Source organism: Streptomyces sp. NBC_00885 (assembly GCF_045207475.1).
Classification (GTDB): Bacteria; Actinomycetota; Actinomycetes; order Streptomycetales; family Streptomycetaceae; genus Streptomyces.
The window spans coordinates 4,991,145-5,003,014 of sequence record NZ_CP108796.1 but is presented as its reverse complement, the minus strand read 5'-3'; the positions used below and the strand labels follow the sequence as shown (position 1 = coordinate 5,003,014).

Sequence of the window (11,870 nt, the reverse complement as noted above, 5' to 3'; positions counted from 1 at the left end):
CCGAGCACAGCTCCGGGCGGCTCGCCTGGCCATGTCCCCAGCATGCGCCCGCCGGGCCACCGGCGCCCCGGCCGACGGGCGGTGGCCGCGCTCACGCGCCGCGGCGCTGCTCCTGGACGGCTTTCATGAGGTCCTCGACGGCGGACTGGGTGTCGCGCTCACGCGCGTCATCGATCGCTTCGAGAGCGGCGGCAGCAGCCTCACGAATGGGGTGGGGAAGCCCCTCGGCGGCCGTGAGGCGGTAAGCGGCCTTACGGCGCGCCATGCGCTCGGCGGGGTCGACTGCGAGGGGGCCGGACAGCGGAAAGACGGCGATCCGGTAGGCGGATATCTCCAGCACCACCATGTCCGCGATTCCGTCGGCGTAGCCGAGCGCGGCGGCCTTCCCCTGTCCTTCCCGAATGGTTGCGATCATTCGGCGGCGCGACAGGACCGAACCCATGGCTGCGCCACCTCCCAGGGAAAGGGCGCAGGCGACGGCGAGGAAGGGCCCGTCCCAGACGAAGCCGGTGATCGCTCCGAGGGCCGCGAGCGCGACGGTCCATCCGGCCGCTGTCCGGGAGCTCATCTGCTCGGGTGTGCTGTCCATGGGGGGAGTCTCCCAGCCGGTATCAACAGCCCTGCCGCCGACCTCAGTTCCCGGGCCTCGCTGCCCGTCGTGCCCGGCCCCCCGCGCCGCGGCGGACGCGGGGCTCAGGCGGCCCCGGGGCGAAGAGTGCCTGTTCAGTCGATGACGGCGGTGGCTTCGATCTCGACCAGGTGGTCGGGTACGTCCAGTGCCGCAACGCCGAGCAGCGAGGCAGGGGGTGTCGCGGTGACCCCCAGCTTCGCGGCCGCCCGACCGAGCCCCTCCATGAGCAGGGGCATCTTGTCGGGGGTCCAGTCGACGACATAGAGGGTCAGTTTCGCCACGTCGTCGAATGAGGCGCCTGCCGCGGCGAGCGCGGTGCCGATGTTGACGTAGCACTGCTCGACCTGAGCGGCGAGGTCGCCTTCGCCGACGTTGACCCCATCGGCATCCCAGGCGACCTGCCCGGCGATGAAGACCAGCTTCGACCCGGTCGCGATCGACACCTGCCGGTAGGCGTCGATTTCCGGCAGTCCGTTGGGGTTTACCAGGGTGATGGCCATGGTGCCTGCCTCCATTGCCATAAGCACCGCTCTCTTGCGGTTACTCGGGAACCGTAGGAGAGTGGCCGCTGACATGGAAGAACGCACTTTTCGGTGACTGGGGAACCTGATGGTGACCAAGCAGTTCAGCGGCTCGCCCGACGAAGCGGACGTGCGGCGTGCGGACTCTCTGGGGCGGGAGATCTTCTCGGACGTCGCCAACAAATGGGCGCTCCTGATCATCGAGACTCTCGGTGAACACACCCTGCGCTTCAGCGAGTTGCGGAACGAGATCGAGGGCGTCAGCCACAAGATGCTCACCCAGAACCTGCGCATGCTGGAGCGCAACGGTCTGATCGAGCGGACGGTGCACCCCGTCGTACCGCCGCGGGTCGAGTACACCCTCACCGAGCCGGGTCAGGCCCTGCGGGTGACGATCAACGGGCTGTGCGACTGGACCCACCAGTACCTCGGCCACATCGAGGCCTCCCGCCACCGCTTCGACGCCTGACAGTTCGACGCCTGACAGGTTGAGGTCGGCCGAAGCAACCCTTCCGGATGTGCGGCCGTCCTACCAGGCGTCGTGAAGCCGACTGGAAAGGGCGCACTCCATGGAGCTCGATCCCACCTTCTGTCTGGACGTTCCGGAGGGTTTCGACGACTCGGACGCCGAGACCGGGGTGCATCCCATTGCCAGGAAGCTGTTCCCCGCCACAACTGCCGCGGAAGCCTTCAAGAAGGCCCATGAGTGGGTGCGGGAACAAAGAATCCGCCTGTCGGACGTGTCGTGGGATTTCTTCCACGACGAGGACGAGCCCTACTGCCTGAGCATCTATTTCACCTTCGAGCTGGATCCCGAAGACATCTGACCACGGCTGTGCGGCTTCGTCCGGATCAGCCGGCGGCTGGTCCGGGTGTGCCGTTGACCGACGCCCGGTGGGCGCGGATCGAGCCGTTGCTCCCGGCCCTGGGGCGGTGGGCGGACGGGCGCCAGTTCCCCAGGGCGTCGCGGTGGAGGAAGAGAACCTCGCTCCAGGTCTCGTCGAGCGGCGCGTGCTCGCGCGCTTCACGCTCGGGGAGGGAATCGGCCAGCCGTGCCGCGCGCTGCCGGGCATCGTGCTCGTCCTTGGCGTCCCGGACGACGCTGAATCGCGGTCGGCGGCCGGCCGCCCGGACCTGAGCGTCGCGGTCCGATAACGGCCAACCCCTCTGTCACACCTGTCCCGTAGAGTGCGTGGACTCCTGGGGAGGGGACTGCAGCAATGCGCAGTGGAGCGAAACTCGCCGTCGTCGGCGGCGTATTCCTGGTGGTCGCCAGTGGCGTGGGCTACGGCGGCTACAACCTGTACAACGGGCTGACCGGCCACGACGGTGGCGGGACCGACACCAAGTCCGCGGCCACAACCAAGAAGAGCGGGCCGCTCAGTGCCGAAGAGATCGAGACGGCCGCGAAGGACTTCCTCGCGGCCTGGGCCGGCGGGAAAGCGCCCGAGGCCGCGCAACTGACCAACAACGCCGCCGAGGCAGAGCCGTTGATCGCCGGGTATCGCGAACAGGCGCATGTCTCCGCGGCAGTGATCACGCCGGGCGCGGCCGTCGGCGCGAAGGTGCCGTTCACGGTCAGGGCGACGGTGACGTACGAGGGGCAGAGCAAGCCCTGGTCGTACGCCTCCGAACTGACCGTCGTGCGCGGGCTGACCACCGGGCGGGCGCTGGTCGACTGGGTGCCTGCCGTCGTGCACCCCAAGCTGACCAAGGACACCGCGCTCAAGACGGACAAGGCCGCGGCCCCGCCGATCAAGGCCGTGGACCACAAGGGGCGGGAGCTCACGAAGGAGAAGTACCCCTCGCTCGGGACCGTCCTGGACTCGCTTCGCAAGAAGTACGGCGAGACCGCGGGCGGGACGGCCGGTGTCGAGCTGGTCATCGCGTCCGGCAACGACTCCGCGCCCGACCAGACCCTGCTGACCCTCACCAAGGGCAAGGAGGGCACACTGACGACCACTCTGGACGCGGATGTGCAGGCCGCCGCGGAGAAGGCCGTCAAGCAGTACGGGCATGCGTCGGTCGTGGCGGTCAAGCCCAGTACGGGCGAGATCCGGGCCGTCGCCAACAGCCCCGCCGACGGCTACAACACCGCGATGATGGGTGCCCAGGCGCCCGGCTCCACGATGAAGATCGTGTCCGCGACGATGATGATGGACAACGGTGTCGTCGACGGACCGGGTACGAAGGTGGAGTGTCCCCCGACCGTCACGTGGGAGGGCGTCACCTTCCACAACCTCGACGACTTCAAGATTCCGGGCGGCACGTTCAAGGACAGCTTCCGCCGGTCCTGCAACACCGCCTTCATCAAAGCCGTCAAGCCGCTGAACAAGAGCGGCATCGCCGGCCGCGCACTGGGCGAGACCGCCCGCAAGTACTTCGGTATCGGCCTCGACTGGCAGACGGGCGTCGTCTCCGTCGACGGCAGCGTGCCGGAGTCCTCCGGCGCGGAGACCGCCGCCTCGTACATCGGGCAGGGCAAGGTCGCGATGAACGCGCTCAACATGGCCTCCATCACCGCCACCGCCAAGAGCGGCGCGTTCCGCCAGCCCGTGATCGTCCCGCAGTCCCTCGACGACCGCGAACTGGCCACGGCCCAGCCGCTTCCGGGCTCCATAGCGCAGGCGCTGCGCGAGATGATGCGGGCCACCGCGCAGTACGGCACGGGCGCGCCCGCCATGTCCGGCGTCGGCGGCGACAAGGGCGCGAAGACCGGCTCGGCGGAGGTCGACGGACAGGGCAAGTCCAACAGCTGGTTCACCGGGTACGCCGACGATCTCGCGGCCGCGGCAGTCGTGCAGTCGGGCGGGCACGGCGGCGATGCGGCGGGCCCGGTGGTCGCGCAGGTGCTGCGGGCCCGCTGAGGCGCGGCGCGGTGCCGGGCCTGTGGCAGGGCCCCGGCGGAAAGCGGCTCGCATGGCCCGTACAACGACCGCTAGCGTGCGGGCCATGAGCACACACGACACCGACGCCCATCCCCGCTTCGCCGAGGCGCTGCGCGAACTGGGGCTCGATGTCCCGGTCCGCCGTTTCCCCGACGCCACCCGCACCGCCGCCGAGGCCGCCGCCGCGATCGGCTGCGATGTCAGCGAGATCGTCAAGTCGCTGATCTTCGAGGCGGACGGGGTGCCGGTGCTGGTGCTGATGGACGGCTCGTCGCGGGTCGACGTCGAGCGCGTACGCCACGAGCTGGGCGCCGAGTCCGTCAAGCGCGCGAACGCCGATCTGGTCCGGGAGACGACCGGTTACGCGATCGGTGGCGTCCCGCCCTTCGGGCATGCCACCAGGACCCGCGTGCTGGCCGACCGGGGACTGCTGGACCACGACGTGGTGTGGGCGGCCGCCGGGACCCCGCACACGGTCTTCCCGCTCGACCCCAGGACACTGATCGCGCACGCGGGCGGCACGCCGGTGGACGTCCGCGAGCGTACAGCGTGACTCTTCTCGTTGCCGTCGCGGTCCTCATCGCCGCCGTCACGCACGCCAGTTGGAACGCCATCGCACACACCATCAAGGACCAGATGGTCGCGTTCACGCTGATCGCCGGCGGCGGCACGGTGATCGGGGCCGCGCTCGCCTGCTTCACGCCGCTGCCCGAGGCTGCCGCCTGGCCGTATCTCGTCGCCTCCGCGCTGCTCCACATCGGCTATCAGGCGCTGCTGATGCGCTCGTTCAGCCTCGGCGACTTCGGCCAGATGTATCCGATCGCACGCGGTACGGCGCCGCTGGTGGTGACCGTGCTGGCGGCGCTGTTCGTCGGCGAGAGCCTGAACGCCTGGCAGCTGGCGGGCGTCGTCATCGCGTCGGCGGGTCTGGTGGGCGTCGCCCTGTGGGGCATCAAGGGCTCCGGCGCCCATCCGCACTGGCCGGCGCTGCTGGCCGCGCTGGCGACCGGTCTGTCCATCGCCGCGTACACCGTTGTGGACGGTGTCGGCGTACGCGCCTCGGGGACGCCGCTCGGCTATATCGCCTGGCTGATGATCCTGGAGGGGACGCTGATCCCCGCCTACACGTTCTACGTCCACCGGGGCGCGCTGCTCGCCCAGCTGCGCCCGTACGCGGCCCGCGGGCTGCTCGGCGCGGCCCTGTCGATCGCGGCGTACGGGCTGGTCCTGTGGGCCCAGACCAAGGCGCCGCTGGCGCCGATCGCGGCGCTGCGCGAGTCGTCGATCATCGTGGGCGCGGCGATCGGGGCGCTGTTCTTCAAGGAACGCTTCGGCGGGCCGAGGATCGCGGCGGCCGGGCTGATGGTGGTGGGCATCGGGCTGATGCTGCGGGCGAGCTGACGATCACTGAACCGCGCGGGGCGTTCGAGGCGTCCCTTTCGGCATGGGGATCTCGCACCGGGCACATCAGCTGCTCCGCTTCGGCTGGCTCAATGCCCGCAGTTGCGCCTTCGCGGTCGCGCTCGTCGGCGGCATAGCGCTCTCGGGCCTGCTGCCAGGCGACCTGCCGGTCGCCCGCTACGACCTGGTGCTGGTGTACGGGGTCCTGCTCGCGGTGCTGGCCAGGAAGCTCGGCTGGGACAGCGCCCGCGACACCGCGGTCATCGCCGGTTGCCATCTGATCGGGCTGCTCTTCGAGCTGGTCAAGGTACGGATGGGCTCCTGGAGTTACCCGGAGGAGGCCCTGACGAAGGTCGCGGGCGTGCCGCTGTACGGCGGGTTTCTGTACGCGGCCGTGGGCAGTTACGTCTGCCGTGCCTGGCACCTGTTCGACCTGCGCCTGGACGGCTACCGGCCGCGGATCATGGCCGCCCTCGCCGGTGCGGTCTATCTGAACTTCTTCAGCCACCACTGGCTGCCCGATCTCCGCTGGGCGCTGGCCGCGCTGCTGCTCTGCGCCACCGCCGGGACATGGGTGCGCTACCGCGTGGGGGCACACGGCTACCGCATGCCTCTCGCCCTGTCGTTCGTGCTCATCGGGTTCTTCCTCTGGGTCGCGGAGAACATCTCGACGTACGCGGGCGCATGGAGCTATCCGGACCAGCTCGGCGGCTGGCAGCCGGTGTCGGTGGCCAAGTTCGGCGCGTGGGCGCTGCTGATCAGCGTCACCTTCGTTCTGGCGGCCGGGCAGCGCCGCCGGACGCCTCAACGGGCGTAGGCCGACTGTCAGAGGCGGGGCGTACGGTCGAACCATGGCAGCCAGAATCGATTTGACGCTCGACTGCACGGACGCCCAGCTGCTCGCGGAGTTCTGGAAGCAGGCGCTGGGGTACATCGACGAGCCCCCGCCCGCTCCCTTCAAGACCCGTGAGGAGTGGCTCGCGCAGTTCGACCTGCCCGAGGACGACTCCGAGGACGACGGGGCGTGGCTGTGCGATCCCGACGGCGTGGGCCCCCGGCTCTCCATCCTCAAGGTCCCCGAGCCGAAGTCCGCGAAGAACCGGCTCCATATCGACATCAGGGTGCCGGGTCATGGCAGCCCGGAGGAGAAGTGGGCCAGAATCCGGGCGGAGTCCGAGCGGCTGGTGAAGGCGGGCGGGACTGTTCTGGAGGAGGCCGACGAGCATCACATCGTGATGGCCGATCCGGAGGGCAACGAGTTCTGCGTCGCGGCCGGTTCGGCGTAACCCGCGCGCCCGCTCACGCGCCCTCCACCACCCCGCCGAACCCCGTGTTCACGGCCAGCAGCCCCCCGTCGACCCGCAGTGTCGTCCCGGTGATCCAGCCCGCGTCCCGCGAAGCGAGAAACACCACCGCCGCCGCGATGTCGTCCGGCTCGCCCACCCGGCCCAGCGGGTAGACGCGGCTCAGGGCGTCGAGCTGGGCCTCGCGACCGGACCAGGCAGGCGTACGGATCGTGCCGGGATTGACCTGGTTGACCCGGACGCCGCGGGGTGCCGCGTCACCCGCCAGGGTGCGGGTCAGGGAGGCGAGGCCCGCCTTGGCAGCGCTGTAGGCGTGGTTGCCGAAGTCCTGCTCGGCATTGACCGAGCCGATGTTGACGATCGCGCCGCGGCCGGACGCCGCCAGATGCGGCAGCGCGGCCCGGGCGCACCGGAAGGCGCCGGTCAGGGTGATGTCCAGGTCCCGAAGCCAGACGTCGTCCGGCTCGTCCTCGAAGAGCGGGGCGTCCGCCCCGCAGGAGAACGCGTTGTTGACGAGCACGTCGAGCGTGCCGAAGCGTTCGACGGCGTACGCGACTGCCGCCTCGACCGCCGTACGGTCCCCGACGTCGCAGCCGCAGGACTCGGCCCCCGCGATGCCGTCCGCGGTCGTCGCGGCGCGTTCCGCGTCGACGTCGGTGACCAGGACACGGGCTCCTTCGGCGGCGAGCCGTCGCGCGGTCGCCTCTCCGATGCCGCGCGCCGCGCCCGTGATCAGTACCCCGTACCCCTCGAAACGCCTCATCGCGCTGCTCATAGCGCCGAACGTACCGCCCTGATCAGTGCCTGGGAGCGCGGATCGGCCGTAACCCCCTTGCGCAGCCCGTTGGTTACGTAGCCGAGCGAGACGCCCGACTCGGGGTCGGCGAAGCCGAGCGAGCCGCCGCGGCCGGGGTGGCCGAAGGAGCCGGGGCCGAGCAGCGGACAGGCGGGGCCGTGGAGCATGAAGCCGAGGCCGAGGCGGGTGGGGACGATCAGGACGCGGTCGGGGCCGGCCGACTCCTCGGTGCGGGCGAGGGTGAGGGTGGCGGGGGCGAAGAGCCGGGGAACGCCGCCTTCGACCTCGCCGATCGTGGCGGCGTAGAAGCGGGCGAGGGCGCGTGCGGTGGATATGCCGTTGGAGGCGGGGAGTTCGGCGGCGCGGTAGGCGGGGTCGTTCTCGTCGGGCAGCGGGTCGATCGCCCCGAAGGCGCGCCGGGTGAGGGATTCGGGGTTGCGGTAGGCCTCGGAGACGGCCGGCTTGGCGCGCAGTTTGAGCCCGCCTCCGTCCGCCGCCGCCGGCTCGTCGACGGGGCCGATCCGGCCCACCCGGTGTGCCTCGTCCTGCGGCAGGCCGATCCAGAAGTCCAGGCCGAGCGGGCGGGCGATCTCCTCGGCGACCCAGCGGCCGATGGTGCGGCCGGTGACGCGGCGGACCAGTTCGCCGAGCAGCCAGCTGTAGGTCTGGGCGTGGTAGCCGTGGTCGGTGCCGGGCTCCCAGGCGGGGCGCTGCGCGGTGAGCGCGGCCGGTCCGCTCACCCCGTCGGCCGCCTGGTCCGGGGTGAGCGGGCGGTCGAGGACGGGCAGCCCGGCACGGTGCGAGAGCAGCTGGCGTACGACGACGCGTTCCTTGCCCGCCGCCTTGAACTCGGGCCAGTACGTGCCGACCGGGGCGTCCAGGTCGATCTGCCCGCGCTGGTGGAGCAGGAGTACGACGGCCGCGGCGACGCCCTTGGTCACGGAGCGGACGATCTGGGCGGTGTCCAGGGCCCAGGGTTCGTGCCCGGCTGCATCGTCGACGTTCCTGGTTCCCGCCCACAGGTCGACGACCTTGCGCCCGTCCCGGTAGACGGCGACGGCCGCGCCGCGCTCGCCGCGCTGCTCGAAGTTGCGCACGAAGGCGTCCCTGACCGGCTCGAAGCCTTCCGCCACCGTGCCCCGGACGTCCACCGCACCTGTTCTGCCGCTCCCGCTCATGTCCCCCATGGTGCAACGCGGTCCCCACGAGGTGACTGGCGGGTCAGCTCAACGGAACGAGACCGCGCCGAGCAGTGCCGGGGTGGCGTCAGAGGGACACGGACTGCGGGTTGAAGCCGAACGGCAGCTCCAGGCGGTGCGCGCGCATCAGCTCCTCGTCGCTCAGCAGCTCCTGCGTGGGCCCGTCCGCCGCGATCACGCCCTCGCTGAGGATCACCGCGCGCGGGCACAGCTCCAGCGCGTACGGAAGGTCGTGCGTGACCATCAGTACCGTGACGTCCAACGACCGCAGGATGTCGGCCAGTTCGCGCCGGGACGCCGGGTCGAGATTGGATGAGGGCTCGTCCAGTACGAGGATCTCCGGCTCCATCGCGAGCACCGTGGCGACCGCGACCCGGCGCCGCTGCCCGAAGGAGAGATGGTGCGGGGGCCGGTCCGCGAACTCCGCCATGCCGACCTGGCTGAGCGCCGAGACGACGCGCGCCTCCAGCTCCGGTCCGCGCATGCCCGCCGCCGCGGGGCCGAAGGCCACGTCCTCGCGGACCGTCGGCATGAACAGCTGGTCGTCCGGGTCCTGGAAGACGATGCCGACCCGGCGGCGGATCTCCGCGAGGTTCGCCCGGGCGACCGGCAGGCCCGCGACCGTCACCGAGCCGACGCCGCCGGTCAGGATGCCGTTGAGGTGCAGGACGAGCGTGGTCTTGCCCGCGCCGTTGGGCCCGAGCAGGGCGACCCGCTCGCCGCGGTCCACGGTCAGGTCCACCCCGAACAGGGCCTGGTGGCCGTCGGGGTAGGCGTAGGCGAGGCCGCTGACCTCAAGCGATGCGGTGGTCATAGGGTCCAGCCAAGCAGACAGACCGCGAGGGCGGTGAGCGGGAGTGCGGCGGCGTAGGTCCACTGCGCGCGGCTCGCGGTCACCTCGTCGATGACCGGCATCGTGCCGGTGTATCCCCGGCTCACCATCGCCAGATGCACGCGCTCGCCGCGCTCGTAGGAGCGGATGAACAGGGCACCGGCGGACTTGCCGAGGACGCCCCAGTGACGGATGCCCCGCGCCTCGAAGCCGCGCGACCTGCGGGCGATCGACATACGGCGCATCTCGTCGGTGATGACATCCCCGTAACGGATCATGAAGGAGGCGATCTGGACGAGCATCGGCGGCAGTTTGAGCCGTTGCAGACCGAGCAGCAGGGAGCGCAGCTCGGTCGTCGAGGCGAGGATCACGGAGGCGGCGACGCCGAGCGTGCCCTTGGCCAGGACGTTCCAGGCGCCCCAGAGGCCGGGGACACTCACCGACAGGCCGAGCACCCGCACCTGCTCGCCCGGGACGACGAAGGGCATGAGGACCGCGAAGGCCACGAACGGGATCTCGATCAGCAGGCGCCGCAGCAGAAATCCGGCGGGGATACGAGCCAGGGCCGCGACCGCCGCGAGCAGCACCGCGTACAGGGCGAAGGCCCAGACCGCCTCGCGCGGCGTGGAGACCACGACCAGGACGAAGCCGAAGACGGCGGCGAGCTTGCAGTGCGGGGGCAGCGCGTGGACCGGTGAGTGGCCGTGCCGGTAGAGCTTGTGGGTGTGGCCCGCGCCCATGTCAGACGGCTTCCGGTACGCGGGTGGGCTCGGCGTCCGGCGTACGGCGGCGGCGCAGCGACCAGAAGATGCCGGTGCCCGCGACGACGGTGACGCCGACGCCGATCACGCCCGCCAGGCCGCCGGAGAGCCGGGCGTCAGCGATGTCCCTCACGCCGTAGTCGGAGAGCGGGGAGTCCTTGGCCGCGTGCTCCTCGACGTGCTTGTCGATGCCCTTGTCGGCGGCGACCTTCTCCAGGCCGTCGGGGCTGGCGGAGGCGTAGAAGGAGACGAAGCCCGCGAGGACGAGGGCGCCGGCCAGGCCGGTGGCCCAGACCGCGCGGGGGGAGAGGGCGGCGACGGGCACGGGCCGGGCGACGGCCGGGGCGTCGACCAACTCGCCGCCGACGCGCAGCTTGAGGGGGGCGGTCAGGCCGCGGGCCCCGTGGACGAGGTCGGGCCGGACGGCGACGACCGCGCCGACAGTCAGCATGGTGATCACTGCCTCGCCGATACCGATCAGGGTGTGCACACCGACCATGGCGGTCAGCACCTTGCCGACGGGGACGTCCGTGGTCCCCCCGACCGCGTAGATGGCGGTGAAGACAGCGGCGGCGACCGGCACGGAGAGCAGTGCCGAGACGAAGGACGCGACGGCGATCGCGCGGCGCCCGCGGGGCAGCACCTTGACCAGGCCGCGGAAGAGCGCGTACGCGACGACGACGGTGACCACACCCATGACCGTGATGTTCACGCCGAGCGCGGTGAGGCCGCCGTCCGCGAAGAGGATGCCCTGCATCAGGAGCACTACGGATATGCAGAGCACGCCGGTGAAGGGACCGACGAGGATCGCGGCGAGTGCTCCGCCCAGCAGATGTCCGCTGGTGCCGGCAGCGACGGGGAAGTTCAGCATCTGTACGGCAAAGATGAACGCGGCGACCAGACCGGCCAGCGGCGCGGTGCGTTCGTCCAGCTCACGGCGGGCACCGCGCAGGCTGACGGCGACCGCACCGGCGGCAACGACTCCGGCCCCCACCGAGACCGGGGCGTTGATGAATCCGTCGGGAACATGCATGTCGGGCTCCGCTTCGGACAGATGAATAACTGTTCAATGATAGAGCCTTGTTGCAAACGACTTGCAAGAGCGAGTCTGTCACAAATGGAGGCTGAGTTTCAGGGCCGAAATATGGGACATTAGATGACAAAGAGGACGAGCGTGAGGAGCCGGCCGATGTCCGCAGTCGTCGAAGATCACGCATTGGCCCGGATCGTCACTGACGCTCCGCAGAATCGCTCCGTCGACGTCGTGCTGGGCTACGACCCCGACGAGGACCCGCAGGCGGTGTGCTTCGCGTTCCCCAGCGGCCGCGCCTGGAGCTTCCCGCGCGAGTTGCTGGAGACGGGGCTGCGCGCCCCCACACGCAAGGGCGACATCGAAGTCTGGCCCTGCGGCCGTGTCCAGACGGTGGTGGAGTTCCATACCCCGGATGGCGTAGCGGTCGTGCAGTTCGATTCGAAGGTGCTGATCCGCTTCCTGCGGCACACATACGCGATGGCCGCACCCGCCACCCAAGGGTGA

16 protein-coding genes are annotated in these 11,870 nt (G+C 70.6%); 9 read left to right on the top strand and 7 right to left on the bottom strand.

Going from position 1 to position 11,870, the window contains the following annotated elements; all coding sequences use genetic code 11:
* Window positions 1–91 precede the first annotated feature (91 nt).
* Both OHA61_RS22840 and OHA61_RS22835 read right to left on the bottom strand, forming a co-directional pair.
* Entirely contained in the window at window positions 92–589 is a 498-nt protein-coding gene (locus OHA61_RS22840; RefSeq protein ID WP_406304597.1) for a hypothetical protein, read from the bottom strand.
* A gap of 134 nt (window positions 590–723) precedes the next feature.
* Window positions 724–1,131 carry a RidA family protein gene (locus OHA61_RS22835; RefSeq protein ID WP_324982398.1) on the bottom strand — a complete coding sequence of 136 codons (408 nt, stop codon included), beginning with the start codon at window positions 1,129–1,131 and terminating at the stop codon, window positions 724–726.
* Between the two features lie 109 nt (window positions 1,132–1,240).
* Between OHA61_RS22835 and OHA61_RS22830 the strand changes: the two genes are divergently transcribed.
* The 8 genes from OHA61_RS22830 to OHA61_RS22795 all read left to right on the top strand — a co-directional run bounded on the left by OHA61_RS22830 (window position 1,241) and on the right by OHA61_RS22795 (window position 6,727).
* Complete coding sequence (locus tag OHA61_RS22830; RefSeq protein ID WP_406304596.1) at window positions 1,241–1,621, top strand: winged helix-turn-helix transcriptional regulator; 381 nt, start codon at window positions 1,241–1,243, stop codon at window positions 1,619–1,621.
* 100 nt (window positions 1,622–1,721) lie between these two features.
* On the top strand, window positions 1,722–1,979 hold the full coding sequence (locus OHA61_RS22825; protein ID WP_406304595.1) for a hypothetical protein: 258 nt from the start codon (window positions 1,722–1,724) through the stop codon (window positions 1,977–1,979).
* A 142-nt stretch (window positions 1,980–2,121) separates the two neighbouring features.
* Window positions 2,122–2,307 carry a hypothetical protein gene (locus OHA61_RS22820; RefSeq protein ID WP_406304594.1) on the top strand — a complete coding sequence of 62 codons (186 nt, stop codon included), beginning with the start codon at window positions 2,122–2,124 and terminating at the stop codon, window positions 2,305–2,307.
* 65 nt (window positions 2,308–2,372) lie between these two features.
* The gene (locus OHA61_RS22815; protein WP_406304593.1) at window positions 2,373–4,019 is read left to right on the top strand and encodes a penicillin-binding transpeptidase domain-containing protein; all 1,647 of its coding nucleotides are present in this window, start codon (window positions 2,373–2,375) and stop codon (window positions 4,017–4,019) included.
* An 85-nt stretch (window positions 4,020–4,104) separates the two neighbouring features.
* Window positions 4,105–4,593 (top strand): YbaK/EbsC family protein, encoded by a 489-nt coding sequence (locus tag OHA61_RS22810; RefSeq protein WP_361911430.1) that lies wholly within the window; start codon window positions 4,105–4,107, stop codon window positions 4,591–4,593.
* A complete protein-coding gene (locus tag OHA61_RS22805) occupies window positions 4,590–5,441 on the top strand; it encodes an EamA family transporter (RefSeq protein ID WP_406304592.1) in 852 nt (283 codons plus the stop codon). Before OHA61_RS22810 ends, OHA61_RS22805 begins: the two co-directional genes overlap by 4 nt.
* Window positions 5,442–5,484: 43 nt before the next feature.
* Complete coding sequence (locus OHA61_RS22800) at window positions 5,485–6,258, top strand: DUF817 domain-containing protein (RefSeq protein ID WP_406304591.1); 774 nt, start codon at window positions 5,485–5,487, stop codon at window positions 6,256–6,258.
* A gap of 34 nt (window positions 6,259–6,292) precedes the next feature.
* Window positions 6,293–6,727 carry a VOC family protein gene (locus OHA61_RS22795; RefSeq protein ID WP_324982419.1) on the top strand — a complete coding sequence of 145 codons (435 nt, stop codon included), beginning with the start codon at window positions 6,293–6,295 and terminating at the stop codon, window positions 6,725–6,727.
* Between the two features lie 13 nt (window positions 6,728–6,740).
* Here the strand turns inward: OHA61_RS22795 and OHA61_RS22790 are convergent, their stop codons facing one another.
* The 5 genes from OHA61_RS22790 to OHA61_RS22770 all read right to left on the bottom strand — a co-directional run bounded on the left by OHA61_RS22790 (window position 6,741) and on the right by OHA61_RS22770 (window position 11,366).
* Entirely contained in the window at window positions 6,741–7,508 is a 768-nt protein-coding gene (locus OHA61_RS22790) for an SDR family NAD(P)-dependent oxidoreductase (RefSeq protein WP_406307426.1), read from the bottom strand.
* Window positions 7,509–7,516: 8 nt separating this feature from the next.
* Window positions 7,517–8,719, bottom strand: coding sequence for a serine hydrolase domain-containing protein (locus OHA61_RS22785; protein WP_361911444.1), 1,203 nt, complete (start codon window positions 8,717–8,719; stop codon window positions 7,517–7,519).
* 88 nt (window positions 8,720–8,807) lie between these two features.
* Window positions 8,808–9,554: an ABC transporter ATP-binding protein gene (locus tag OHA61_RS22780; protein ID WP_361911447.1), complete on the bottom strand. Its 747-nt coding sequence runs from the start codon at window positions 9,552–9,554 to the stop codon at window positions 8,808–8,810.
* Complete coding sequence (gene cbiQ, locus OHA61_RS22775) at window positions 9,551–10,312, bottom strand: cobalt ECF transporter T component CbiQ (protein ID WP_361911450.1); 762 nt, start codon at window positions 10,310–10,312, stop codon at window positions 9,551–9,553. Before cbiQ ends, OHA61_RS22780 begins: the two co-directional genes overlap by 4 nt.
* Before the next feature lies 1 nt (window position 10,313).
* The gene (locus tag OHA61_RS22770) at window positions 10,314–11,366 is read right to left on the bottom strand and encodes an energy-coupling factor ABC transporter permease (protein WP_406304590.1); all 1,053 of its coding nucleotides are present in this window, start codon (window positions 11,364–11,366) and stop codon (window positions 10,314–10,316) included.
* Window positions 11,367–11,522: 156 nt separating this feature from the next.
* Between OHA61_RS22770 and OHA61_RS22765 the strand changes: the two genes are divergently transcribed.
* On the top strand, window positions 11,523–11,870 hold the full coding sequence (locus tag OHA61_RS22765; RefSeq protein WP_266475655.1) for an SsgA family sporulation/cell division regulator: 348 nt from the start codon (window positions 11,523–11,525) through the stop codon (window positions 11,868–11,870).